The sequence below is a fragment of the Streptomyces sp. NPDC051582 genome (assembly GCF_040681715.1).
Lineage (GTDB): Bacteria > Actinomycetota > Actinomycetes > Streptomycetales > Streptomycetaceae > Streptomyces.
Window position 1 is genome coordinate 40,229 of the sequence record NZ_JBFAZJ010000017.1, and the last position, 25,624, is coordinate 65,852.

Here is a 25,624-nt window from a genome sequence, read left to right on the forward strand (position 1 = left end):
ATCAATGTGGCGCAGATCACTTCGTCCGGGCGGACGAGGACACCGTGCGAGACGTGATCCACGGGTTCGATTGAGATCGGGCTCGCATGCCCAGGCTAACGCGGTTCTCCCACACGTCCCCGCCGCCGCAACGCGGCGCTCATACGCTCCAGGGTCTCTTCCAGGACCTGCTGGGACGTACCGAAATTGAGCCGTACGAATCCGTCGCCGCCAGCTCCGAAGGCCGGACCGGAGAAGAGGAGCACCTTGGCCTCGTCGCGGAAGAAGGGCATGGGGTCCTGGCCGATGTCCAGCTGCCGGCAGTCGAGCCAGGCCAGGAAGGTGGCCTCCGGAGTCCGGCAGCGGATGCCCTCCGGGAGCCGCTCGGTCAGCAGCCGCCGGTTCCGGTCCAAGACGGCCAGCACTTCGTCCAGCCAGGCATCGCCCGAGGTCCAGGCGGCCTTCAGTGCCTCGACCGCGAGCACTCCTACTTGGCCGAAGAGCAGCCCGCGCCGGGCGTCGACGCCATCCCGTACGGCCTGCGGTCCTATGTGCGCCAGCGCGCAGCGGATCCCGGCGAGGTTGAATGCCTTGCTCCCCGAGGTGAGGGTGACGGTGCGGGCAGCGATTTCCGGGCTGAGCGAGGCGAAGGGAGTGTGCTGGTGCGGGGCATGGGTCAGATCCGCGTGCACCTCGTCGGAGATCACCAACAGGTTGAACCTGAGCACGAGTTCCGCGAGTGACTCCAGCTCGTCACGGCGGAACACCCGGCCGGTGGGGTTGTGGGGGTTGACGAGGAACAGCACGCGGCAGCGCCCCGCGCCCTCGTCCGCCGCGGTCCGCTCCATGAGCGCGGGATCGAACTGCCACCCGTCCTCGCCCTCCTGGATCGGAACGGTCAGCGCCCTGCGGCCGATCTTCTCGATGACATCGACGAACGGCGGGCATGCGGGGGTGTGCAGAAGTACCGCATCGCCGGGGTCGGTGGCGACTTGAAGCGTCGCGAGCATCGCCTGGTTGATGTCCGTGAACAGCCGCACGTGCGTGGGATCAGGCCTATGGCCGTACCGGTGCAGCGTCCGCTCGGCGAACACCTCGCCGAGCGGGCCACCGCGGCTCTCGTCGAACCACGGGGGGTAGCCGAGATCGCCGTCGGCGCGGCGCAGCAGGGCCCGGCGTATGGCGGGTGCGATCGGAAAGTCCATGTCCGCGACCCAAGAGGCCAGCATGCCGTCGCCCGCGGTAGCCCATTTCTCCCCGTCCCGCTGTGACAGGCGGCTCAGATCGAGGGAGTCGAGAGCAGCTGACGAAGTGTCGGCGTTCATAGTCCTGTTCCGTGTTGGTTGGATGGCACAGCGCTGTGCGGACCAATGTCGGTGCGGTGCCGCACGACGGAGAGGAGGCTGGTACGGAAAGGCTGCGGAAGGAAACCGATCGCTCGGCGAACTCCCGTGGATCCCCCCGGCCTTCCAGTCGCATCCCCACAGTCCTGTTGGCCACAGGGGGAGTTCCCCGAGTGCGTCATGGTTGCCCTATGAGGGGAGCACACAAGGTTATGCGGCAGCCTTCGGCCGCGACGTGTGACGTCGGCCATATTGCGGCGTCCGCAACGCGCCGTTAATGTCGCCAACAGCGCCTTCCTCGGCCCGGATCAGACGCTGAGGCTGGTCGCTCGCAGAGCTTGGAGCTTCCTGGCCCGGCAGTCGGTGCGCACGTGCGCCCATCCGATATTCACAGTCGAATTACATCTGCGATGTCGAGAATCTGTGACAGGAGACAGGAATTGTCCTCCCATGCCGCCCAAATCCCTGCGGACCGGCCACGTGGTGTCGACGCGCCCCGTTGCACGGGGGTAGTACGCCGAGACATTCCTGGTCTTTTCGGCAGCGCCGTCAGGGATGTGGCGGTGTCCTGTGTGACCGCCCCGGAGAGTGTGCTGCTCGCCGGCTTCGCCGCCCTGCTGTACCGGTACTCCGGCCAGAACGAGGTTGAGTTCCACGTGCGCCGCGAAGGAGGTGGGGACTCGCTGCTCCGCTTCTCCGTCACCGGGCAGAGCACGCTCCGCGGACTGACCAGTGCGGCCGGCACCGTGGCGGCCCCCGGGAAGGAGCCCGCGCGCATCGGCGTACGTTTCGGTGCGGATCGGGCCACCGAGGGCGATCAGCCGTACGAGGTCGAACTCGTGCTGCCTGTGGCCGAGGCGGCGTCCCGGTCGGCCGCTCTCCACTTCGACGAGCGGCTCTTCGACACGGCGACCGGCGACCGGCTGCTCGCCCACTTCCAGAACCTGCTTGAGGACGGCGCGAACCGGCCGGACCAGGCGCTGGCGGATCTCGTGATTCTCACCGGGCCCGAGGTGCACCGGATCCTCGCGGAATGGAACGACACCGCCGTCCAGCTGTCCCGCCAGGAGAGCTGTCTGCACGAGGCGTTCGAGGAGCGGGCCGCGCGGTCGCCCGAGGCCGTCGCCGTGATCCAAGGAACGACCCGGCTGACGTTCCAGGAGATCAACGTCGCGGCGAACCGGCTGGCACACCATCTGCGGGACCTGGGCGTCGGCCCCGACGACCGCGTCGGCCTCTACCTTGAGCACTCGCCCGACCTCCTGATCTCGATGCTCGGGGTACTCAAGGCCGGCGGGGCCTATGTGCCACTCGACCCCGTCTATCCGCGGGCCAGGGTGTCCACCATGATCACCGGTGCTTCCTGCGTGGCTCTGATCAGCCATGGCAAGCTCGCTGCCGCTCTGACCGGGGAGGACTCCGTACGGCAGGAACTCCTGGTGTTATTGGACCGCGAGAGCGCCGCCCTGGCCGCTCAGCCCGATCACGATCCGAAGGCCCAGGCCGGGCCGGACAACCTCTGCTACGTCATCCACACCTCCGGTTCCACCGGTAAGCCGAAGCCGATCGCGCTGCGCCACCGGGGCGTGGTGAACAACATCGAGGATCTCAACTCCCGCTTCGCCGTGGGTATCGGCGACAGCGTCCTCGGCCTGTCCTCCCCGAGTTTCGACATGTCGGTCTACGAGTACCTCGGGATGACGGCGGCAGGCGGCACGCTCATCCTTCCTGCGCCCGGTCGGGCCAAGGATCCGGCGCACTGGGCCAAACTGGCGGCGGACCACGGCGTCACGGTGTGGAACACCGCACCGGCGCTGCTGGAACTGGTACTCGATCATGTCGAGCGCGGCGGGGGTGGCGGGCCCTCGCCGGTGAACGCACTGCGGCTGATCATGGTCGCCGGAGACTGGATCCCGCTGAAGCTGCCCGGACGCGCCCGCGGAGCCGCGCCCGATGCCAGGTTCATCTCCCTCGGTGGGGCCACCGAGGCCTCGATCTATTCGACGATATTCGAGGTCGAGGCCACCGAACCGACCTGGAGGAGCATTCCGTACGGGCGCCCGATGGCCAATCAGCGCACGTACATCCTGGACGAGTCACTCCAGCCCGTTCCGCCGGGTGTGACAGGCGAGTTGTACCTCGCCGGCGTCGGCCTCGCGCTCGGCTACTTGGACCAGCCCGCCCTGACCGCCGAGCGATTCATCGAGTGGACGTATGGCACCGTGGTCGACGAGCGGCTGTACCGCACCGGCGACTTGGCGAGGTTCGGTGCCGACGGACTGATCGAACTGATCGGCCGGACCGACCTCCAGGTGAAGATTCACGGGCTGCGGGTGGAGCTGACCGAGATCGAGTCCGTACTCCGCGACCATCCGCAGGTCAAAGAAGCGGCGGTGACCGCACAGACCGATGCCGTCGGGGTCCCGGTCCTGGTCGGATATGCCGTGCCGCGCGACGGCGAAGTCCTGGACCCGGAGGACATCCGCAGGAGCCTGGCGGCCAGCCTCCCGGCGCACATGGTTCCCGGCACTGTGCTCGTGCTGCCGGCCATGCCGCTGAGCCCCAACGGGAAGCTGGACCGCAAGTCACTGCCCACGGCCCCCTCACCGCACGAGGAGCGCCGTGGCGGGACCGTACCCGTGGGGGCCGAGCCCAGTAATCCGTGGGAGAAGCGGATCGCTGCGGCGTGGCGGGAGGTCCTGGGCATCGAAGCGATCCGGCGTGACGACGACTTCTTCGCCCTGGGTGGCGACTCGATGAAGGCCATGCGCAGTATGGCGCAGGTGCCCGAGCTGACGTTGGTGACTCTGTACCGCCACCCGACGCTGCAGAGCCTGGCCGCGTATCTCCAGGCCACGGCCTCTCTGCCCGTGGCGGGGACCTCCGACCCCGGGCAGAGCGGCGCGGCGTAACGGGACGGGCCTCAGCCGTAGCGGCGCTCCCCGTCCTCGTCGTCGGCGTGGAAGCCGGGATCGTCCAGCACCATGGTCAGGGCTTACGTGAAATCGATGCGGCAGCGGCAGCGGCAGCGGAAGCGCGCAGACGGCGGTCGACTCGGCGGGCCAGATGCCCGGGCGTCCGTCGCGCGGGTGCCGGCCCGTGAAGTTCTCGTCGCACCACAGGCCGTCCCGCCGGCCCCTCACCCACATCGCCGTCTTACAGCCCGGGTTGCCCGCCCGCGCGATCTGCGTGGTCAGAGAGGGGGCTTGCTCACTGGCACGGGCACGGAGCGACGACGGGACACCTCGACAACTGCTGCGGAACGTGAGCCCTCGTCCGGTTCCTGGTTGAGGTTGGGAAAGGACCACTGGTCGCGGGCGGGAGGTGGCCCGCAGGCTTCGGGGCGGGCGGCCAGGCCCGGAACCGCTCGGCTCGGTCGGCCAGTTCGCGTTCGCGGAAATCCTGGTCGAAGCCCTCACGCCGGCGTGCGCACGTGAATGATTGAGGAGTGATTCGGACGTGACATCCGAAGACTCGACCTAGTAAGGTCGAGTAAGATCAACGGGGAAATCGAGGTCGTGCCGGGTGGCCCCTCGATTGAAGAGCTGCTGGACCGTCACAAGAATGCGGCCAGGCTTTGAGGATGTCCCAATCCGTGACGGATTGTGATGTGCTTTTCGGGGAGACAGAAGGACGGGCATGTCCATCGATGGCCCGCCGGAATAATTGCGTCGTCGATGTCCGTGCTCGGGGATAAGATCCCGGAAGAACCAGAATCCGGAGGACTGATGGCCACGCACGCTATTCAGAAGATACATTCGGGGGGCGGCGGCATCCAGATGCATCGCCCCGGGGAAATGTCCGATCTGGACGCGTTCCGGGAACGGCGTCTGACGCGCAGACGCAGGCTGTTGAACGACCTGGCGAGTGCGAAAGCGGACACCCGCTATTTCCCTGTGCTGTCGGTACTGGCGCCCGTCATGACCCAATCCGAGGGTGAAATCACCTATCCGGGCGACCCGATGTGTCTCTATACGGCGCTGAGCGCTGCCGTGCACCGTGCTGTGGCGGACGCCGGACCGCTGGAGGACGCCGTGCACTACAGCGACCTCGCGCCCGAGTGGACCCGGTTCCCGTCCAAGGAGTACCGGCTCTCCGCCAGTGACGACGGCTACCGGTCCTACGGCACGTCGCCCAACACCGACCAGACGGTGTTCGACCCCCGGGTCTGGGACGACGCCGCGCGCACGAGATGGCTGAGGCTACTGCGCGAGGTCCAGCCCAGGGTCGTGCTCATCAGCGCCGTGTCACCCGCGCATCGCTACGCGCTCGACATCGCGAGGTTGGTCAAGAGCGAGGTCCCGGATGCCTTCGTCATACTCGGAGGCCGTCACGCGGACGAGACCATCACGTGCACTCCCGATGGCCAGGCGCTCGTGCTCAAACCCAGCAGCACGGTGGCAGTCATTCAGGAGGGCAAGGCTCCCAGGGTGATCGACGCCGTCGTCGGCGGCGAGGCCTACTTCGCTGTGGACCTGCTCATGCGGGCCCTCGCCCTTGCCACCGATCTCGACCGGCGTTGGGTGGACCGTGACCTGGTTCTGCCGTGCCTGCAGGGGCTGCTCGCTGAAGAGGGTCCCGTGCCCGGCACCTCGGTCGTCGTCCTGGCGGCGGGGGAGACCTTCGACGCCGTTCCGCTCCGTGGCAGCACGCTCGACCTCGCGACTTTACCCTCGCCGTACGAGGCGTTCGCGATCCGATCCCGATTTCCCATCTTCACTCGCCCCGGGACGGGGGAGGTGATGCGCACCGCGCACTTCATGGTATCCAACGCCTGTCCGTACCGATGTAATTTCTGCTCCGAGTCGTCGCAGCTTGGCTCCGGGCTCAAGCGGTTCAAGAACGATGCCATAGGTGTCGCGGTGGAGCGGGTCTGTGAATACGTCAGCTACGGAGCGGAGTCGCTCTTCTTCGACGACTCCGTCTTCTGGAGCGGTCGTTACCGGGACATCGAGAATTTCTGCGACGAGCTCGGCCGGATCCGCCGGGACGAGAGTGGGTCACTCGAACCGCGCTACCGCAGATTCGTTCACGATGAAGGCGATGTCCAGCGGCTGCGCGACCTCCAGTGGGGTGCTCAGCTGACCGTCGACACCCTCGTCGCGCTGCATTCGGCTGAGGAGTCGTCAAAGATCCTGCGAAAGATGAAGGATGCCGGATGCAGCTACATCTACATCGGCATCGAGAGCATGTCGACGCAAGTCATGAACAACATCCACAAGAATATCCGCCGGGACGAACGGAAGCCCTGGAGGGAAAAGGTCAGGGAAGCTGCGGCCCTCGTCAAGGCGCTGGACCTGCAGCTGGGAACTTCCGTCCTTTTCGGCCTCGACGGTGAGACACGGGCCAGTATCGACGAGACCATCCATGAGGTGGGCCGTCTCGTCGACGACAAGCTGATCGATCTGGCCAGCCCGAATATACTCACCTATCACCCCGCGACACCGGTCACGCGCCAGCACGGCATGCAGGACCAACTCGACTACCACTCCCCGCGCATCGACAACCGAAAGCCCTATATTTATTTCGAGGAAGCTTTTCCCGGTGTTGTCTCCGTCCTCCTCACCGAGGACGACATCTGGCACATTCACAGGGAGACCGAGAAACGCTGGGGTGGGGCCCGCAATGATGCTGCCGTAGTCACTGTCCAGGAAGAGCAGTCCGACAGTCTCCAGCACGTCCACGCTGGACTATGACGACATCTCAATGCTCCCAGAGGCCCGGGCACGGCTGTGAGGGCTGAGCCGCTGGATGGCTTAAGGGACTTGGCCGCCCGGAGCCCCGTGACGACTCGACCGCTGATCGGGATACGCGGCTCGATCGCTGCTGCAGGACGACGGCCGGCGAGGTCGTCCGCGGGATCGATGGAGCCGAGCTGGCGGGCGAGGACGTGCCCGAAATCTGGGCCGGGTTGGATATCGGCGAGACTGAACTGCCGGCTCTGACCGGCGATGTGCTGGCGATATCCGACGGTGTGATGTCATCAGGGTGCGCTCCAACCATCTGAGCCGGCCGGCCTGTTGACCAAGATCATACGTACATACCGCAGCCGTTTTCCCAGCTGCTGCCTGAATCAGGAACGACGAGGATCAACCGCCGTGCATCGCACCATGATGAAGTCCAAGATCCACCGAGCCACGGTCACACAGGCCGACCTCCACTACGTGGGTTCGCTCACCATCAGCTCCGACCTCATGGAGGCCGCGGATCTCCTGCCCGGCGAGAAGGTCGACATCGTCGACATCAACAACGGGTCCCGCCTCTCCACCTACGTCATCGAAGGGCAGAGGAACACAGGGATCATCGGCATCAACGGTGCCGCTGCGCGACTCATCAGCCCGGGAGATCTCGTCATCATCATCGCCTACGCACAGGTACCTGATGAAGAGGCCCGCGACATGAAGCCCCATGTCGTCTTCGTTGACGAGGACAACCGAATCCTCAGTGCCGGCCATGACCCCGCGGAGGCCCCAGAGGGCAGCGGACTCCTGCGTGGCGACAGGATCGTTCCTCCTTCCTCTCAGGACATGGCGCGCCGGTAGAGCGCCAAGGGTGCCTGGTTCTTCGCCGACCGGACCTGCGTGGCACCGCGGGGGCGGGGGCGAGGGGGGACTCGGCCCCGTCGATGCCGCTTGAGCCGCTTGCCGTTCGGGCTCTGCCCGGGGACGGCGTCGGCGAGTTCACTCGCGAGGCCTTTTCGCACGCGACAGCGCCATGGGCCCGCGTGGCGGCTCGTGGTGTCGTGTGGTGAGTGGCGTATGGCCCTCCGCTCCGCCGATTCGTCGGCGGTTACTCGGCATCCGGCGGCCAGGGGTGGCGCGGTCGCGGAGGTGGTGGAACTCCGTCAGCCACCGGCTGGGCAGCAGGCCGTCCCGTTCCGCATCGGGGAACGCCTCGCTTCTGGTGCCGTGGACCATGAGGCCGTCGTATGCGACCTCGTTGCCGACCGTGAACATCGGCTCTTCGCAGCGGCGGTGCACCCGCAGCGGTGAGCCCACCCAGACGTGTTCGCCGTCGGTGTCCGGGGCCGGCAGGCAGGTGCCGTAGCGGTCGGTCCGGTCGGCGACGGGCTGGGCGGAGGTGGCCGAGGGCAGGCCGTCCTGTCGTGCCCACTCCTGTCGTCATGTCTGGCCGGCAGGACGCGGCGGATCCGGCCGAACCGGGGGCTCGACACCCGCGCGACGTGCTCGGAGGTTCATTGCCAGGGCTGGTGTCTGATGTCGATCACGTGCATGCCGGCTGCCGTGGCCGCCCGGACGCCGGCGTCGGTGTCCTCGTGGGCGAGGCATCGGCGGGGGTCCACCTCCAGGAGCTGGGCGGCGCGGATGTAGGCGTCGGGAGCCGGCTTGGGATGGTCTACATCGTCGCGGCCGACGATGATCCACGGGAGGTCGTCGAGGCCCACGACCGATAGACCGTGGCGCACGATGTCGCTGTAGTTGGCGGAGACGACCGCGACCGCGGAGTGCTGCGCGACGGTGCGGACGACGGTGGCGGCGGCGGTGATCGGTCTGATCCGGTCGGTGTTCGCGAACCAGTAGGCCCGAGCTGCTGCGACGAACGTGTCGTCGGGCAGGGCGGTCGGCGCGATCTGCAGTCGGTGGCGGAGTTCCGCGGCGGTGAAGACGGGTTCGGCAGCCACCCAGGCGGCGGAGACCGCTATGCCGTGAGCGGCGAGGGAGGCCCGGACCGAGCCGTGGTTGATCGCGGCGGTGTCGGCCAGGGTGCCGTCGAAGTCGAATGCGTAGGCGGCGTAAGGGCCGTGACCATCGCCTGTCGTCGCCTCCACGGGGGACGCCTCCTTCGCTTCAGGGGCCGCAGGGACGTGCGGGCCGCCCGTCATGGTGTGAAGTCCACGGGGAGTTCGACGAGGCCGTGGACGACCCTGGTCCGATGGGCCCGGATGTTCTGCGGGTCGCCGGCCAGCCGCAGGTCGGGGAAGCGTCGCAGCATGGTGGTGAGCAGGATGCGGAGCTCGACGCGAGCGAGCTGGTCGCCCGGACAGTGGTGGGGACCGTGGCCGAAGGACAGGTGCCTGCCCGCGTTCAGGCGTTCCGGGTCGAAGCGGCCGGCATCGGCGAACCGGGCGGGGTCCTGATTGGCGGCGGGCAGGTGGAGGACGACGCGGTCGCCCGCTCGAATGGGCCGGCCGGCGATCGTGAGGGGTTCGGCCGCCACGCGGAGCAGGCCGAACTGCAGCACGGTCGCGATGCGGAGGGTTTCCTCGATCACGCCGTCGATCAGGTCCGGACGCTGTTGCAGGGCGTCCCACAGGCGGGGCGGGCGGAGCAGGTGGAAGACTGCCAGGCCGGTCACGTTGGCGGTGGTCTCGTGGCCGGCGATGAGGATGAGCTGGGCCAGGGCGGCGATCTCGTCGTCGGTCAGCGGCGTTCCGGTGGACTGCGCCTGGACGAGGCCTGACAGCAGGTCGTCGGCGGGCGCGGTCCGTCTGGCCTGCACCAGACCGAGGAGGTACGCCTTCATCTCCGCCTTGCTGTCCAGGAGCTGCTCCCGTGTCCGCTCCAGGGAGAGCAGCTCGGCGGTGAGGCGCTGGTAGAGGGCGCGGTCGGCGAAGGGCACGCCGAGGAGTTCGCTGATCACCAGGGACGGTACGGGCAGGGCGAGGGCGGTGATCAGGTCGGCGGGTCGCGGGCCTGAGGCGAGGGCGTCGCAGTGTTCGTCGACGATGGCCTGGATGCGCGGGGCCAGCTGGTTGATGCGGCGGGCGGTGAACTGCCCGGTCACCAGCCGTCGGAGCCGGGTGTGCTCCGGCGGGTCACTCGTGAGCAGGTCGGAGGGGCGTAGTGCGGTCATCTCCTCGGAGGTGATGAGACTGGCCCGCACATGGGAGTTCAGGTGAGGGCGCCGGGAGGACAGCCGCGGATCCGCGAGTCCGGCCCGTACGTCGTCGTAGCGGGTCACCAGCCAGCCGGGCGGCCCGTCGGGGAATGCCAGCGGCGCCACCGGAAGGTCGCTGCGCAGCAGCCGGAAATCGGCCGGGAGGTCCAGAAGGCCGGGCCGGTCGACCGGCAGGGGGATCGGCCCGGTGCCCGGCCCCGCCGTGGCGCTCGGAGGTGTGCCGGCAGTGTCCAGCCGTGTCTCGTTCAGCGGACCCTCACCAGTTCCAGTCACTGTCGCAGCTCGTCAGGGCGAGCAGGGCCCAGATGTCGGAGAAGACGGGGGCGTCGAAGAGCAGGGGGCGCGGGGCGACCTGATCGGGCAGCGCGGTGAACCCTCCGTCGGAGTCTTGGTGCGCCAGCAGGTAGGTGACGCCGGAGCGCACGGCCGCATCCGCACCGACGCGCCGGCCCATGGAGGAAAGGGCGAGCAGGGAGTAGCAGGTGCTCGCGATGTCGCTGGCGTCCCCGGGCCGGTGGCCCCAGCCGCCATCGGTGTTCTGCGCCTGGGCGAGGAATCGGCCGGAGGCGGCGCCGGCGTCGGCGATCCGCTGTTTGAGAGTCGTGCGGGTCGGATCGGGCATCGAGTACAGGGCCCACAGCGCCCGCCAGATGGTGTTGGCCTCGCTCAGGCTCCAGCTCCGCTCGAACGTTCCGTCCTCGCGCTGGGCGTCCAGCAGGTAGCGCGCCGCACCGCGCAGCAGATCGGCGTTTCCGACCCCGTCCCAGGCCAGGGAGCTGACCGCGCCACCGGTCATCCCGACTTCCGACGGGTCGCCGGCCATGTACGTCGGGAAGCCGCCGTCTTGGCCGACGATGCCGCGGAAGTATCCGGCGGCGCGTTCCAGGGCGGATCGGTGGCGGACGGGGTCGACGGTGGCCAGGCAGGCCGCGGCGTAGGAGCTGGCATCGACGTCGCTGTGGCGCATGTCTTCCCCGAACGCCCAGCCGCCGTCCGGCATCTGCTGTGTGAGGAGGTAGTCGGACATGCGGTACAGGAGTGCCGGATCCGCTTTCGCGCGGGCCAGGGCCAGTCCGGCCGGCCCGGTGTTGAACACGTCAAGGTTCGACATGCTCGGCACGCCGCCGTCGGAGTTCCGGCACGCCACCAGCGCCTCGACGCCGGTGTCGACCAGCGGATGGCCGGGAGTCAGGTGCTGGACGGCCAGGAGCGCCAGCAGGTGCGCGGCGGCGTAGTTCTCCCACACCGGAGCGCGGCTGGAGCCCAGGAGATCCAGTAGCCGACCCTTCTCCCCCTCTGTGATCTCCGCGGCCGAGCCCAGCCCGTGCGCGACGAGGACCCGGACGCTGAGCATGATCATCTCGATCCAGGTGACCGTGTTGTCCTCGCCCGGACCGGCGGTGCGGACCGGGCGGAGCATCGACGGCTGGAACGCAGCCGCACCGGCAACGGCCAGGTAGACGTCGAAGAGCAGACGCTTGCGGCTGACGGAGAAGTGGTCGAATCCGGCCAGCAGTTCGTCGGCGACCACATCGGTGTCCACGGTCCGGCCGTGCAGGACCGCCTGCGCCAGAGCGGCGTCGAACCCCGTGGCCTGCGCCTGCGGAGCGGCCAGGTAACGCACGAGCTGCTCCTCCTGCCGGGCCAGACCCCCGTGCCGGCGCAGCAGCACGAGCAGCAACGCCGACTCCAGCGTCCGGCTGGCGCACGGCCGCCGCACCGCGCCATCGGCGCCGACGGCCGCGCTCAGGCGCGCGACCACGTGAGCCCGCGCGGCGCCGAGCCGGCGCGGGCCCGGCTCGGCTGACGCGGTCGAGTCCGGGCCCGCTGCCCCGGACGTGTCCTTGGCCATCGTCGTGCTCCTCGTCCTACTGGGCCGCGCATCAGGGCCGGCCGACGTTCCTGACCGGCGAGACAGGCCGCTGTGCGATCAAGACGGACCGTAGATACCCCCAGGTGATCTGCCCCACGCAAAACCGGCTGTTCCAGCCGCGATACCGCTGAAACCGGCCAGCTGGTGGTGCGTTCCGCACGGCCGACGCGCGGGCGTGGCCGTGCCCGTTCGGCGCGCCCACCGTGCCCGAGCGCCCTCCCCGGCCGCGAGCGACGGCACGGCGCGCCCGCGTGCCGTCACGCCGGGCACCGTGACGGCGGCGCTGCTGGTGCCCCGGGGAACTGATCCAGCTGTACGCCGTCCACGCGGCCGCCGCGGCGGGGATCAGGCTCGGCGACGGGTGCTGACGCGCTCGTGCACGGTGCGCGGGTGAGATGCCGGACCGGCTGGGGTCGGCTTTGCCGGGACCCGTGCCGACCCGATGCCGAACGTGGTGACGGTTCACACCGGTCACGCCAGTGCGGTCATGTGGTCGGGGTGCCGGGCGGCGACGTCGTGGGCGGCTTGGACGAAGGCGGCGACGGCCGCGGACCGCGAGGTCTCCGGCCAGGCGACCATGACCGCGCTGGGGCTGAGGCCGGTGACCGGCCGGTATGCGATGTCCGGGCGCCGGTACCGCTCGGTGGTGGAGCGTGACAGGAACGCCACCGCCTCCCCCAGCGCGACCACCTCCAGGAGTTGCTCGACGCTCGCCACGAGAGGCCCCTCCGGAGTCTCGACGGGCGCCGAGCCCGTGTGGCCGTCGCCCGCTTCCGCCCCGTCGGATCCCGTGTAGTAGGCGGTGTTGGAGGGGGAGGACCCCTTCCAGCGCGGGATCGGTTCGCCCTTGAGGTCGGCCAGGCGCAGTCTCCGGCGTCCGGCCAGGCGGTGCGCGGCGGGCAGGACGGCCAGCCGCGGCTCGACCACGAGCGTCTGGGAATCCAGCCCTTGACCGTCGAACGGGCTGCGCAGCAGTGCCACGTCGGCACGGCCGTCCCGCAGCATGGCGACCGGCTCCCCGCTGCCGCCGACGACGACTTCGGGCGGCGGCAGATGCGAACCCGCTTCCCGGTAGGCGGCGAGGATCTCCCGCAGCAGCCCGCCGTCGCCTGCCGGCTTGACCGCCACGACGAGCCGGGGTGCCGGCTGACCGGCCCGGCGTGCCCGCCGGGCCGCCGCGTGCACCGCGTCGACCGCGATCCGGGCCTGGTCGAGCAGGACCCGACCGGCGGTGGTCAGCCTCACCTGCCGGGTGGTGCGCTCCAGCAGGCGTACACCGAGCCGCGACTCCATCTGGGCGATCGCCTTCGACAGCGGGGGCTGCGCCATCCCCAGGCGTTGCGCGGCCCGGCTGAAGTTCAGTTCCTCGGCGACCGCGATGAAGTACCTCAGCTCCCGCACTTCCAGCTCACTCATATCCGTGGACTATAGATCCAGAGCCTTCCGGTCTTTCCCTGCGGCCCGGGGGAGAGGGGAGGCTGAGTGCCATGACGACTTCGCAGAAGACCGCTCTGATCACCGGAGCGAACAAGGGCATCGGCAAGGAAACGGCGCGCAGGCTCGCGGCCCTCGGCATCACGGTGCTGATCGGCGCCCGCGACGCCGAGCGCGGCGAGGCGGCGGCCGAGGAGCTTCGCGCCGACGGCGCCGACGTGCGGTTCGTACCGCTGGACGTCACCGACGAGATCTCGGTCCAGGGCGCCGCCCGGCACATCGACTCCACGTTCGGACGCCTCGACATCCTCGTCAACAACGCGGCGATCGCCGCCGGACCGCAAAAGCCGAGCGAAACCCCGGCCGCCACCGTCCGGCAGGTCTACGAGACCAACGTGTTCGGCGTCATCGCGGTGACCCACGCCATGCTGCCCCTGCTCCGCCGCTCCGCCGCCGCACGCATCGTCAACATGTCCAGCGAACTCGGCTCCCTCACGCACCTGGCCGACCCGGAGAGCCCGTGGTCCGCCTACTACTCGATCCTCTTCCCCTACTGCACCTCGAAGAGCGCGCTGAACGCGATCACCGTGCTCTACGCCAATGAACTGCGCGCCGAAGGGATCCTGGTCAACGCGGTGAGTCCCGGCTACTGCGCGACCGACCTCAACCGCCACAGCGGTATGCGCACGGCGGAGGAGGGCGCGGCCGTGGCGGTCGACCTGGCGACGGCGGGTGAGGACGGCCCGACGGGCGCCCTTCTGGCCGAGGACGGGCCGATTCCCTGGTGAGACCATGCCGCTCCGCCCCCGCCCGGGCGGCCCTGACGGGCTTGCTCGGCGGCCCGGCCGAAAGCCCCGGTGGCGCCCGGCGATGCGGTGGGCGGGTGATGTCGGGTACTCGGGCAGCGGCGTCGGCGTGCAGCCCGGGCATCCGCCGCCGAGGATGGGCCCGTAGCCCTTCCCGGGGCTCTCCTCCTCCCGCCCTCACCCGCATTCTGGAGCCCACATGCTGGAGCGCACGCTGAGCAAGGACCGCACCAAGGTCACCTTCGTCCTCCCGGCCGACACGCCCCCCGGTCCGGTCAGCGTGGTGGGCGACTTCAACGACTGGCAGCCCGGCGTCCACACCCTCCAGGCGCGCAAGGACGGCAAGCGCGCCGTCACCGTCGAGCTGCCCAGCAAGAGCAGCCACTCCTTCCGGTATCTGGCGGCGGGCGACTACTGGTTCAACGACGAGACCGCCGGTGACCAGGACGGACCGAACAGTCGCCTCCACACCTGAACCCCGGCGCCGCCCCCGGTGCCCGGAACCGAGGCCGTGACCGGGTCGGGTCCGCAGGACAAGGTCCGCCCATGAGCGAAGCGAGGCCCGTGTGACCAGCCCGGCCGGGTCGTTGGAAGGGTGCCTCGACGCCCTCCAGCGCCTCAAGGAGACCCGCGAGATCAACACCGTGATCCTGCGCCACCGAGACGTTCCGGAGGGCCTGGTCCCGGAGGTCGAGGGCAACCTCACCCACGACGAGCTGCTCCAGGCCCTGCCCGCCGAGGAGGTGCGCCTGGTCGTCCACGAGCTGGCCTTCGCGAGCCCGGAGGGCACGCGAAGGAACGAACGCGTGCTGATCCTCTGGGCGCCTGCGGCGGCCGCCGGACAGGAGGAGGCCTACAGCGCCGGCTACGCCGCGCTGAAGGAGTTCCTGACCGACGTGCGCGTCCACCTGACCGTCAGGCAGACGGACCAGCTGGAGTACCGAAGGCTCGTCGCCCTGGCCGGCTGAGTCCGGCATCCACCGGAGACCGGCGGGCACCGGACCCCGGCATCCACCGGAGACCGGTGGATGCCGGGGTCCGGGGCCTTCGTCGTATCGCGCGCCGAGAGCTCCCGCGGGGAGCCCCGCCGTACCCTCGCGGGATGACCGGCAACGAGATCAAGCTGAAGGCCATCGCGGCACTCACGGGTGTGCGCAGCGGCATCGGAACCGACTACGTCTCCTCGCTGCTCGGAGAGGTGACTCCCACCGAGTTCCTCGTGCCCGCCGAAGCCGATGCCGCAGAGATCGGATTCGCCATGCTGGATCAGCTGTCCGGCCCGCTCAGCGCCCTGATCAGCGGGTTCGTGATGGCCTTCGAGGCCGTCGCGGACGCCTTCGACGAGCTGGAATCGGGGGCGTCCTCGCAGGAGATCCTGCAGGAGCTCGCCCTGCATCTCGCGAGCGAACCCGACTGACCCGGCCGGCGGGGTCAGCCGAGGCGGAGGAGGGGGGTGTTCGCGGTGAGGACGGTTCGGAGGGCGGGGATGTCCTTCCAGGTGAGGCCCAGGGTGCGGGCGGCGTGGCGGAGGGTGATGTGCTCGGCTCCGTCGGCCGCTTCGCGGAGGGTCTTCATGGCCTCGTCCCGGTCGGGGCAGACGCGCCGGGGCCGTTGCGGTTGCGGCCCACGGGTGCGTTCGCCCGCCAGGCCGGGGATGCCGGTGAGGCGGTGGGAGACGTCGGCGGCGGCGCTCAGGGTCGCCGGCCGCTCGGCCACGAGGGCCCGGGCGACCGGGTTGTGGCCGATGGCCTCGTGGAGCGGCAGCGGGTACAGCCGTGCGGAGGCGTCGGTGAGGCGGATGACGCCGTTGACGGTACGGACCGTGCCGCGGGCGCCGCGGACGGCGGCGGCCCACAGCGCGGAGGCCTCGGAGGGGTGCCAGGCCAGTGCGCGGGAGGCCGCCGCCGCCGCGTCCCGGTCGGGGACGCGGGGGCGGCTCGCGGCGAGGCGTTCGAGGAGGGGCTGTTCGCCGATCTCCCCGTCGAGACCGGGCCCCGCGATGTGGACGGTGGTGGGAACGCCGGTGAGCCGGCACGCGGCGAGGGTGAGGGCGTCCCCGAACGGGCTGCACAGGCCGGGCTCGTCGCCGTGGGTCAGGATGTCGCCGCCGATGTCGACGATGTGGATCCGGCCGGCGCCCGCGGCTTCGGCCATGGACGCGATCTGCCGTGCCAGGGAGGGGAGCCCCCGGGCGGGGTCGAGGAGCAGCAGCCGGGCCGGCAGGTCCCGGGCGAGGCCGGGCATGGTGGACCCGGCCGGCGGGCGGGCCCGGGTGGCGGGGGTGAAGGCCGCGAAGCCGCCCCGCTCGTGAACGAGCCCGTCGAAGTTCCGTTCTCCGAGGGGACTGGAGGTGGGGTCCACCTCGGGGCGCTCCCACGCGTACGTGGCGATCAGCGGCGGATCGGCCGGACGGGCCGGGCCCGCCGGGCCCGCCGGGCCCGCCGCGAGGGTGCGGGCGGCGATGAGGGTCCCGACCGGATCCCCTCCGCCGCCCGCCGCGATGTACAGATCGCTCACGCGGCTCCCTCGCGCTCGCGCAGGTCCACGCCGGTGATCCGTACCGGCGTCGCCCCCATGTTCTTCCGGGCGCGCTTGTTCGCCGCGTGGAGGTTCTCGTAGTACTCGCGGTCGAGGTCCTTGACGGTCCCGGAATAGAACATCCAGGACAGCACGTCGCGGTACTTGAAGCCCTTGGGGGTCAACTGGACGCGCCGGCCGAGGCGGTGGACGAGCCCGTTGGACTCGGCCGCCTCAAGGACGGGTTCGAACTCGGCGGCGTGCTTCTGGTACCCGAAGCGGTCGAGCTCCGCGAGGTCGAGGTCGAACGTGTCGAGGACGAGGCGCTTGCGCACGGTCTCCTCATCGGTCAGTTCGAAGCCGGTGACGGGCCCGAGCTCGTGGTTCCCGGCCCTCTTGATGTAGTCGGCGACCTCGGCCGTCGAGGGCTTCACGCTGCCGCACATGTAGTCGAGCACGCTGGTGTACGAGCGGGCGCCGACACCGAGGCCGAGCAGGGGCACGCCGTGGAAGGTGAGCACCTTCTGGACGTAGCCGCCGCGACCGGGCTTCTTGTAGCGGACGGAGCCCTCCTGGACGTAGCCGTGGTCGAGGAAGACCTGGCGCGCGTAGTCGTACCGTTCGTACAGCTCGGGCTGCCACATGTACTGGTAGGCGCCGGTCTTGGAGAACCAGGCGTCCGGCCGCACCGTGAGGAAGTAGGTGCTGATGGTGGTGGGCCGGAGCGCGGCCAGCTCGTCCACGCTCTGGCGCCAGGTCTCGGGGGTCTGCCCCGCGAAGCCCATGATCAGGTCGGTGGACAGGTCCGGGAGCCCGAGCTCGTGCGCGGTGCGGATGGCGCGGCGTATGACGTCCTCGTCCTCGCCGCCGCGGCCGGCTTCGCGTATCTCGCGCGGGACGAGGGACTGGATGCCGACGTTGGCGCGGGTGAGGCCCATGTCGATGAGGGCCTTGAACTCGTCCGGCGCGTCGGCGATCGACGACGGGGTGGCTTCCACGGCGACTTCCTCGGCCGTGGAGCGCCAGTTGGGGTAGATCTCGCCGATGGTGGTGAAGATCTGCTCGAAGTGCCGGGGCTTCAGCAGCGCGGGGGTGCCGCCGCCGATGTAGATGGTGCGTAAACGCCGGGCCTGGATGATCTCCGCGTGATCGCGGATCTGCGTACAGAGGGCGTCGGTGTAGGCGTCGTAGACGTCCTCGTCCGTGCTGATGATCGTGTAGAGGTTGCAGAAGCCGCATTTGCGGTCGCAGAAGGGGACGTGCAGGTACAGGTTGAGCTCGGGGACCTGGTGGTTGGCGAGATCCGCCGCCCACACGTCGGGGATGCTCCACTTGCCCCCGGGGAGGGGACGGTACGTGGAGCGGGGCGGGTACGAGTACTGGTAGGGCGGAATGACGCCCTGGTCGATGTGGTCGGCGAGCTGCTGGTGCAGGCTGCTGGTCACGGTGTTGCCTTCCCGTACGGGTTTGCAGGCGCGGCGTTTCCTACCCTGGCGATCCGATCACGGGACGCTTGGCCGGTTCCATCGGGTGGGCGCACCAAATCCCGTGCGGCTACTGGCCAGTTCGTTGGTGGTTGCTCCAAAGGCGGTCGCCGCACGGCGAGTTGTTTTCGTTCGTCAGGCCCATAGCCGCCGCGCCCACACCACGGCTTTGCTGGAGGAATGACAATCGGGGCGGGCCCGCGCGGGCCGGGAGTGCTGGTGATCGAGCCGATGGGGAACGCCGGACGTTTCCTCGTCGAGGCGGCCGACCGGCTGGGAGTGCGCCTGTACGCGGCCACCCACAAGGACGTCCACGCCGGCTATCCGGACCGGCTGCGGGCCGCCCTCGCGGGGGTGTGCGCGACGGACCTGACCGACACCCCGAGGGCCCTGGAGGACATGGACGCCTTCTGCCGGCAGCACGCCATCGCCGGTGTCGCCCCCTGCTTCGAGCTGTTCACCCCGCTCGCCGCGCTGCTCGCCGAGCGGACCGGCCTGCCGGGCAACGATCCGCGGCTCGCTCGCGCGGCCAGGAACAAGATCCTGATGGGCGAGGCGTTCGCGGCCGCCGGCATCCCCGCCCCCCGCTGGGCGCTCGCGCACGACGGCGCCCAGGCGCACCGGGCGGCGCGGGAGCACGGGCTGGGGTGGCCGCTCGTGGTGAAGCCCGCGGAGCAGGGCGGCTCGTGGGGCGTGTCCGTGGTCGACGGCCCGGACCGGCTCGCGGGCGCGGTCGACGCGGCACGGCAGTACGCGTACGCCCGCCCGCACGGCCTGGAACTCGACACGCGGGCCCTGCTGCAGGAGTACGTGCCGGGGGAGGAGTACTCGTGCGACACCGTGGTCGCGGACGGGGTGGCCTACCCGCTGCCCGTCGTCGCGAAGGACACGACCGAGGGCCGGTACCGCATCGAGACCGGCCACACCTGCCCTTCCGGCCTGACCGCCGCGATGGTCGCGAAGGTGCAGCACACCGCGGCGCGGGCGGCGCTCGCCGTGGGCGTCCGCAACGGGATCGCGCACACGGAGGTGAAGATCCCGCCGGGTTCGCAGACGCCGTACGTGATCGAGACCGGCGCCCGGCTGCCGGGGGACAACCTGTGCGAGATCGTCGAGGCCGCGACGGGCGTGAACGAAGCCGTGGCCCAGCTCCAGGCCGTGCTCGGCCTGGTGCCCGACACCGTCCCCTCCCGTACGGACGCGGCGTCGATCCGGTTCCTGCTGCCGGAACGCGGCGGTGTCCTGCGGGCGGTGGCCGTCCCGGACCTGCCCGGGACGCACAGCGAAGTGCACCTGCGGCCCGGCGAGGTGGTGCCGGAGCCGGCGGATTCGGCCTGCCGGATCGCGCACGTGGTGGCTCGTGCGGAAACGGTTGATCAGGCGCGCGGGCTGGCCGACCGGGTGGTCGCCCGGTCCCGAGTGGAAGTGGGCTGAAGCAGGTGCGGAAGATCGCGTTCTTACGGTCGGTGGCCATCCGGCGCGCCGACCCGTACATCCAGCAGGCCGTACGCGCCCTGGCGGCCGAGGGGATCGAGGCCGGGCTGTTCCACACCGGCGGCGCCGCCGGTGACGAGGACTTCCCCGGCCACCGGCGACGACTCGATCGCGGGGTGACGCCGCGGGAGCTCGCGGACGCGGTCGCCGACTGGGGGGCGGACGCGGCGGTGTCGATCTCGCTGCCGTGCGAGAACGCGGTGCGCGACGCCGCGGCCAAGGCCTTCCTCGACGCCGAGGGCATCCCGACGGTGATGACCCCGCTCGCGGCGACGATGCTGCTGGTGGACAAGTGGGAGACCAAGCGGCTGTGCGAGCGGGCCGGGCTGCCGGTGCCCGAGGGGTTCCGCGTGGATTCCGATCTGCTGTCGGGGCGGGGGCTCGCGGTGCCCGGGTACCGGGACGCGCTGCGCGTGCAGGCCGGACGGATCGGATATCCGCTGATGGCGAAGCCCGTATGGGACTCGACCAGCATGGGCATCCGCACCGTGCGCAGCCCCACGGACCTCGACGCGTACCTGGACACCTACCTGGACACCTCCTTCACGCCCGGCCCGCAGGCGGTGTCGGCGGTGGTGGAGCAGGTCGTCGAGGGCGATCTGTGCAGCGTGGACATCGTGGGGCGCCCCGGCTCGTACCAGGTGCTGCCCCTGTGCTGGACCGGACGCGCCGGCGCCGAGCCGGTGTTCACCTTCGCCGGCCTGCGGTGGTGCGGTCCCCGGGAGGAGACGGACGCCGCGTTCGGCGAAGTGGCCCGCGCCCTGGTGGACCTCTGCGGCAGCCTGGGGGTGTACGGCTCGGTGAACGTCGACATGGTCCACACCGGCGGCCGGTTCGTGGTCCTGGAGGTCAACCCGCGCATCGGCGGCGCCACCACCCTCTCGTGCGCCGCGTCCGGCACCAACACCTTCACCTCCCTCGCCCGCATGGCCCGCGGCCTGTCCGTCCCCGGAGGCAGGGCACGACGGGCGGGCTGGGCGATCGAGTTCCTCGACCCGGACGGCATTGCGGCCCCGGTGGTGGCCGAACTCCGCCGCAACGTCCGGGTGGTCACCGCCCATGAGCTGGTCATCGACGGCGCCTCCCGCGGGGACATCGTCGTGATCACCCTTGCCGAGGGCGAGGAGGAGCGGACCGTGAAGACCCTGACGGAGCTGCACGAGGCGACCGGCTTCCCCGCGGCCGATGTCCTGGTCAAGATCATCTCCCTCTTGAACCGGTGAGCGCGGCCACCGGCACCCGCCGCCCGCGCACCGCGTCGGACCGCCTCGGCCTGCCCGTACTGCGCGGGCACGGCCTCTTCATCACCGGCAACCTCATCGACTCCGTCGGCAACGGCATGCTGCTGCCGCTGGGGCTGCTGTACTTCACCGACGTCCAGGGCCTGCCCCTGGCACAGGTCGGCGCGGCGATGACCGTGGGCCAGGCACTCGCCCTGCCCGTCACGTTCCTCGCCGGACGCCTCATGGACCGCGTCGGGCCGAAGCGCGTCGTGGTGTGGGCGAACGTCCTCTCCGCCGCCGGGTTCGCCCTGTTCCTGCTCGCCCGCGAGCCGTGCCACGTCGCCGGCGTGTACGTGCTCGTACAGGCCGGCATCAACATGTACTTCACCGCGCAGCGCACCCTGATCACGCACGTCACCCAGGCCGGGGAACGCCGCTCCTGGTTCGCGTTCACCGGCTCGCTGCGCAACACGGGGCTCGCCGCCGGGTCCGCGGCCGCGGCGGGCGCCCTCACCGTGTTCGGGAACGGCTCGCTGCGCTGGATGATCGCGGTCGACGCCGCCACCTACCTCCTGGCCGCCGCCTGCTTCGCCGTCCTCACCACCCACCCGCCGCAACCGGACGGCGCGCCGCCGAGCGCCCTCGTGACCCGCTCCGACCACACCCGCCGCTACCTCCTGCTCGTGGGAGTCAACCTCCCCTACGTCCTCGCGCAGGCCGCCCTCGCCGTCCTCGTCGCCGTCTACACCACTCGGGCCCTGGGCCTGCCCGCCTCGGCGGCGAGCGTGCTGTTCGTCATCAACACCGTGATCGTCTCGGCGTGTTCGACGGCCGTCACCGCGCACGTGGCGCCCAAGGCGCCCCGGCGTGCCGTGGCCGCCGGATACCTGATCATGGCCGTGGGGATGGCGGCGTTCGCGCTGCCCGCGCTGCCCGGCGCCGCCGCCACCGCCTGGGCGGCCCTCGTCGCGGCGATCGCCCTGTTCAGCGTGGCGGAGATCCTCCTCGGCCCGGCGCTGAGCGAGCTGTCCGTGAGCCTCACCCCCCAGGCATCCGGCGGCTTCACGCAGGGCCTGTACCAGTTCTCGTGGGCCGTCGGCATGGTCGCGGCTCCCGCCCTGTTCACCCTGCTGCTGGAAGCCGGCCCGCTCCTGCCGTGGGGTGTGGAAGCCGCCGCATGCCTGATCGGCGTACTCGCCGCGCCCGCCCTCAAAGCCCCCAACCGCCACCGCCGGAGGAATCCCCGTTGATCACGAGCGTCATCGAGTCCGTCCACGAGGTCCCCGCCGCCGAATGGGAGCACCTCGCCCGCCCGGCCGGCCTCTACCTCTCCCACCGGTGGCTCGCCGGCGAAGAGGAAGACCCCACCGCCAGCCGTGCGTACGCGCTCGTACGGGACCCCGACGGCTCCCTGCTGGCCGCGACCCCCCTCTACCTGGTGCGGGACGAGCCGAACGACGGCTACCGGCCCGAGACCGTACTGCCCCCGCACCTGCGGCCCCGTGTGATCGCCGGCGCCCGGCGCGGCTACCACAACACCCCGCTCACCGCCCCCGGCCTGGGTCCCGGCCGGCGAGACGCCTGCCTCGCCCTCCTCCGGGACGCCGTACGCCGCTTCGCCGACCACCACGGCACGACGCACTGGTGGCCCTACCTCACCACCACGGCGGCGGGCCGCCTCGCCCCCCTCTACCCGCAGCCCGCCCTCCACTTGGAGGACGACGCGCTCATCCCCCTCCCGGGTACGGGCATCGACGACTACATCGCCTCCCTGCCCTCACAGCGCCGCGTCGGCGTACGCCGCGAACGCCGCCATTTCGCCGCGGCCGGCCTCGACGTGCGCCGACAGGTGCTCGCGGACTGCTTCGAGGACGCCGCGGTCCTGCTGGCGGGGCACCAGCAGGACCACGGGCACGACCGGGACGGCATCCACGCGATGACGGGCCTGCTGAAACGGCAGGCGGTGGCGATGGGCGGCGAAGCGCGGGTGGTGGCCGCCTACGACGGACACCGGATGACCGGCTTCTGCCTCTACTACCACTACGGGAGCACGACGTGGATCCGCGCGGTCGCCCTCGATCGCGGCCACCCGGCGCCCCACCCGTACTTCAACCTGATGTACTACCTGCCCATCGAGGACGCCTACGCCCACGGCACGAGCGCCCTGCACGCGGGCATGACGGCCATCGAGGCCAAGCGCCGCCGCGGCGCCGGGGTGTCCGGCCTGTACGCCCTGGTCGACCGGCACTCCGCGGAGCCCGGAGGCCCGCGGGTCAGGACACCACGGGATCGGCGTCCGCTTCCGTCAGCCTGACCGTGCACAGGCCGCCGCGCTCGCTCTTCACGTCGGTCACCTTGAGCTGCGTGCCCGGCGCGAGGATGTACTCCTCCTCACCGGTGAACGCGGAGAATCGCCTGATGCCGACCGCCTTGGCGGGCGTCACCTCGAACAGCGTCCGCTTGCCGCGGCTGCCCAGGAAGGACCGGGCCACGCTCAGCTCGGAGGTGCACGAGGACACGCCCCACCAGGTCACCGTCCGGCCCACCGGGTACTGCGAGCGCAGGTCCAGCGACACACCGCGCCACAGCGGCTCCGTACGGGCGGGCAGCGCCGACACCGCCGAGAACAGCAGCCGCAGGTACGGCAGGTACGGCGTGACCCTGGTGCGGTCCGGGGAGCGCAGGACGGCGTTGATCTCGCGGTAGAACGCGGACTCGCAGGTGTAGAGGTGCAGGGCGGCGATCGCCTCCGCGGACAGGCCGCCGGACGCCTCGTCCGCCCGCCGCTCGCCGAAGTCCCGCGAGCGGTCGATGTGTCCGGTGAGCCCGGACAGCGTCCCGGCGACCGGTGCGACGGCGTCCTGGAAGTCCATCAGCGGGGTGGCGAACACGCCCGTGATCGCGGGGAGGACCAGGCCCTCGTCCTTGACGCCGCCGAGCCGCTCCAGGTACAGCTGGTGCAGGTTCATGGTCGACTCGATGAAGGCGCCCATCCGGGCCGCGACACCCCCGTCCGCAGCGCCGGCCCCGCCCGCACAGGCCGCCGTCCCCTCGTTCCACCCCTTGCTCGGCAGCCAGTCGATCCCGTCGGAACCCAGCGAGGCCAAAGCCTCGTTCACCATGGCGAAGTGGTCGCCCTCGCAGAAGACGTCCCCCTGCGCCGCCGGGTTCGCGTGGTCGATGTGCCGGACCTCGACGTCCGGGTACTTCTCCTGGAGCCGCAGGACGACCTTCTTGAGGGCGCGGGCGTGCGCACCCCACCAGGCGAACACGACCCCGCGGTCCTCCTCGTCGCCGTCCTGCTTGGCTTTGAGGATCTCCTCGACGATCCGCTCGGCGACGGGCCGCCAGAACGCCGTGTGCCGGTCGGCCCCCATCGCTGCGTCGCCACTGGCGGTGAGCGAGGCGTTCAGCAGCAGTACGCCCTGCGTGAGCATCGCCTGGAACCACTCCGGCGGCTGGACCGTCTCGCGCTCCCTCAACAGCGCGCGGACGTCGGCGATCGGGGTCTTCCTGGCGATGCCGTACTTCCACATCGCCGCCGCCTTGATGATGCAGCGGATGCTGACGACCCTGCCGAACTGGCTGTCCTGCCAGTCGTTGAAGGTGTTGTCGAACATGGCGATGCCGGTCGCGCTCTCCGGCCGCGGGTAAGGGTTCTGGCCGAAGACGACGACCTTCCACTGGTGCGGCGGGTGCGGCTTGAGCGCCTGGAAGGTCAGCTCCCGGACCGGGACCACCTCGGGGCCGCGCCCCTTCCCGATGAACCGGGCGGCGTCCGGCTGCGCCTCGATGACGGGCCTCAGGAGCGGAAGCCACGGCTCACCACCGCCGTCGAAGAGCTCCGCGAGGGCCAGGGTGTCGGCGGCGGGCTTCGGCGGCACGATGCGCACCCGCTCCTCGACCGGGCGCTTCTCGATGCCGCTCAGCTGTGCGGTGATCGTGGCGCGCAACTCGTCGTCGTCCTCGAACCAGTGCTCCTGGAAGAGCATGTAGCCCGTCCACATCAGGTTGGCGCACACCCTGGCCGGCACCCGACCGGTCTGCGCCCCCATCCCGACCAGCGCCACGGAGCGGATGCTGCCCGGTGCCTTCCGGTTCTGCCGGTGGACGGCCTGGAACGCGGCGGCGCACGCAAGGGCCACGTTCAGCGTGGCGCTCACGTCCTGCGAGGACTCGACCATGGTCGGCGTCGATATCAGGAACCGGGGAACGGCCGCCCCCGAGGGGACGCAGACCGCGCTGCCCACCGGCACCGCGCCGGCGAACCGGTCGCGGATCGCCCGCCGCACCCGCAGCTGGATGCCCGGTCCGAGGTGCCGCTTGACGGCGGCGTCGACCCCACCGTCCATCCGGCCCCGGGAGTTCGTCGGCGTGACCCAGGCGTCGACGTCCTCGTCGAGGATCGAGCCCCGGCGGATCTCGATGCCGGGGGTGTCCGCGAAAGCGGCCCGCCACGCCTCCACCACACGCTCGTTGACGTCTGTCAGCACCACCCTGAGCACAGGCGGAGCACTGCTCTCGGTCATCATCCACTCCTGTCGGAAAACGGCTCGCGCAACACCTCGAACGTAACCGCCGCCACTGACAGTTCTGCGGGCTCGGGCATCCG

Annotated in this window: 19 protein-coding genes; 11 read left to right on the top strand and 8 right to left on the bottom strand. The window is 70.5% G+C overall.

Translation table 11 applies throughout. From position 1 onward, the window contains the following. Positions 1–95 precede the first annotated feature (95 nt). Positions 96–1,304 carry an aminotransferase class I/II-fold pyridoxal phosphate-dependent enzyme gene (locus AB0M92_RS22270; RefSeq protein WP_366104006.1) on the bottom strand — a complete coding sequence of 403 codons (1,209 nt, stop codon included), beginning with the start codon at positions 1,302–1,304 and terminating at the stop codon, positions 96–98. Between the two features lie 581 nt (positions 1,305–1,885). On the opposite strand from AB0M92_RS22270, the gene AB0M92_RS22275 reads away from it, so the two are divergent. From AB0M92_RS22275 to panD, 3 genes are all read left to right on the top strand, one after another. Then, the gene (locus tag AB0M92_RS22275) at positions 1,886–4,234 is read left to right on the top strand and encodes an amino acid adenylation domain-containing protein (RefSeq protein WP_366104007.1); all 2,349 of its coding nucleotides are present in this window, start codon (positions 1,886–1,888) and stop codon (positions 4,232–4,234) included. An 816-nt stretch (positions 4,235–5,050) separates the two neighbouring features. Continuing rightward, on the top strand, positions 5,051–7,018 hold the full coding sequence (locus AB0M92_RS22280; protein ID WP_366104008.1) for a B12-binding domain-containing radical SAM protein: 1,968 nt from the start codon (positions 5,051–5,053) through the stop codon (positions 7,016–7,018). Between the two features lie 402 nt (positions 7,019–7,420). Further along, a complete protein-coding gene (gene panD / locus AB0M92_RS22285) occupies positions 7,421–7,864 on the top strand; it encodes an aspartate 1-decarboxylase (RefSeq protein WP_366104009.1) in 444 nt (147 codons plus the stop codon). A 653-nt stretch (positions 7,865–8,517) separates the two neighbouring features. On the opposite strand, the gene AB0M92_RS22290 is transcribed toward panD, so the two are convergent. The 4 genes from AB0M92_RS22290 to AB0M92_RS22305 form a co-directional block, all read right to left on the bottom strand. Then, complete coding sequence (locus tag AB0M92_RS22290; RefSeq protein ID WP_366104010.1) at positions 8,518–9,111, bottom strand: HAD family phosphatase; 594 nt, start codon at positions 9,109–9,111, stop codon at positions 8,518–8,520. A 50-nt stretch (positions 9,112–9,161) separates the two neighbouring features. Continuing rightward, positions 9,162–10,454: a cytochrome P450 gene (locus AB0M92_RS22295; RefSeq protein ID WP_366104011.1), complete on the bottom strand. Its 1,293-nt coding sequence runs from the start codon at positions 10,452–10,454 to the stop codon at positions 9,162–9,164. Then, positions 10,438–12,033, bottom strand: a complete 1,596-nt coding sequence (locus AB0M92_RS22300; protein WP_366104012.1) for a prenyltransferase/squalene oxidase repeat-containing protein — start codon at positions 12,031–12,033, stop codon at positions 10,438–10,440. The genes AB0M92_RS22295 and AB0M92_RS22300 overlap by 17 nt, the downstream gene beginning before the upstream one ends. Positions 12,034–12,525: 492 nt before the next feature. Continuing rightward, complete coding sequence (locus AB0M92_RS22305; RefSeq protein WP_366104013.1) at positions 12,526–13,470, bottom strand: LysR substrate-binding domain-containing protein; 945 nt, start codon at positions 13,468–13,470, stop codon at positions 12,526–12,528. Between the two features lie 71 nt (positions 13,471–13,541). Between AB0M92_RS22305 and AB0M92_RS22310 the strand changes: the two genes are divergently transcribed. From AB0M92_RS22310 to AB0M92_RS22325, 4 genes are all read left to right on the top strand, one after another. Next, on the top strand, positions 13,542–14,276 hold the full coding sequence (locus tag AB0M92_RS22310) for an SDR family oxidoreductase (RefSeq protein WP_366104014.1): 735 nt from the start codon (positions 13,542–13,544) through the stop codon (positions 14,274–14,276). Between the two features lie 217 nt (positions 14,277–14,493). Beyond that, positions 14,494–14,769 (top strand): isoamylase early set domain-containing protein, encoded by a 276-nt coding sequence (locus AB0M92_RS22315; protein ID WP_366104015.1) that lies wholly within the window; start codon positions 14,494–14,496, stop codon positions 14,767–14,769. Between the two features lie 91 nt (positions 14,770–14,860). Next, positions 14,861–15,262 carry a cofilin family protein gene (locus tag AB0M92_RS22320; protein WP_366104016.1) on the top strand — a complete coding sequence of 134 codons (402 nt, stop codon included), beginning with the start codon at positions 14,861–14,863 and terminating at the stop codon, positions 15,260–15,262. Positions 15,263–15,396: 134 nt separating this feature from the next. Continuing rightward, complete coding sequence (locus tag AB0M92_RS22325; RefSeq protein WP_366104017.1) at positions 15,397–15,711, top strand: hypothetical protein; 315 nt, start codon at positions 15,397–15,399, stop codon at positions 15,709–15,711. A gap of 14 nt (positions 15,712–15,725) precedes the next feature. Here AB0M92_RS22325 and AB0M92_RS22330 read toward each other — a convergent pair whose 3' ends face one another. Further along, positions 15,726–16,811 (bottom strand): DUF1152 domain-containing protein, encoded by a 1,086-nt coding sequence (locus AB0M92_RS22330; protein WP_366104018.1) that lies wholly within the window; start codon positions 16,809–16,811, stop codon positions 15,726–15,728. Beyond that, positions 16,808–18,256: a radical SAM protein gene (locus tag AB0M92_RS22335; protein WP_366104019.1), complete on the bottom strand. Its 1,449-nt coding sequence runs from the start codon at positions 18,254–18,256 to the stop codon at positions 16,808–16,810. The genes AB0M92_RS22330 and AB0M92_RS22335 overlap by 4 nt, the downstream gene beginning before the upstream one ends. Positions 18,257–18,475: 219 nt before the next feature. On the opposite strand from AB0M92_RS22335, the gene AB0M92_RS22340 reads away from it, so the two are divergent. Genes AB0M92_RS22340 through AB0M92_RS22355 form a run of 4 tightly spaced genes read left to right on the top strand, consistent with a single transcriptional unit; the run spans position 18,476 to position 23,326 of the window. Beyond that, on the top strand, positions 18,476–19,729 hold the full coding sequence (locus AB0M92_RS22340; RefSeq protein WP_366104020.1) for an ATP-grasp domain-containing protein: 1,254 nt from the start codon (positions 18,476–18,478) through the stop codon (positions 19,727–19,729). Between the two features lie 5 nt (positions 19,730–19,734). Continuing rightward, on the top strand, positions 19,735–21,012 hold the full coding sequence (locus tag AB0M92_RS22345) for an ATP-grasp domain-containing protein (RefSeq protein WP_366104021.1): 1,278 nt from the start codon (positions 19,735–19,737) through the stop codon (positions 21,010–21,012). Further along, positions 21,009–22,262 carry an MFS transporter gene (locus AB0M92_RS22350; RefSeq protein ID WP_366104022.1) on the top strand — a complete coding sequence of 418 codons (1,254 nt, stop codon included), beginning with the start codon at positions 21,009–21,011 and terminating at the stop codon, positions 22,260–22,262. The genes AB0M92_RS22345 and AB0M92_RS22350 overlap by 4 nt, the downstream gene beginning before the upstream one ends. Next, positions 22,259–23,326, top strand: coding sequence for a peptidogalycan biosysnthesis protein (locus AB0M92_RS22355; protein WP_366104023.1), 1,068 nt, complete (start codon positions 22,259–22,261; stop codon positions 23,324–23,326). The genes AB0M92_RS22350 and AB0M92_RS22355 overlap by 4 nt, the downstream gene beginning before the upstream one ends. Here the strand turns inward: AB0M92_RS22355 and AB0M92_RS22360 are convergent. After that, on the bottom strand, positions 23,286–25,541 hold the full coding sequence (locus tag AB0M92_RS22360) for an ADP-ribosyltransferase domain-containing protein (protein ID WP_366104024.1): 2,256 nt from the start codon (positions 25,539–25,541) through the stop codon (positions 23,286–23,288). The two genes, AB0M92_RS22355 and AB0M92_RS22360, sit on opposite strands and share 41 nt — an antisense overlap. Positions 25,542–25,624 lie beyond the last annotated feature (83 nt).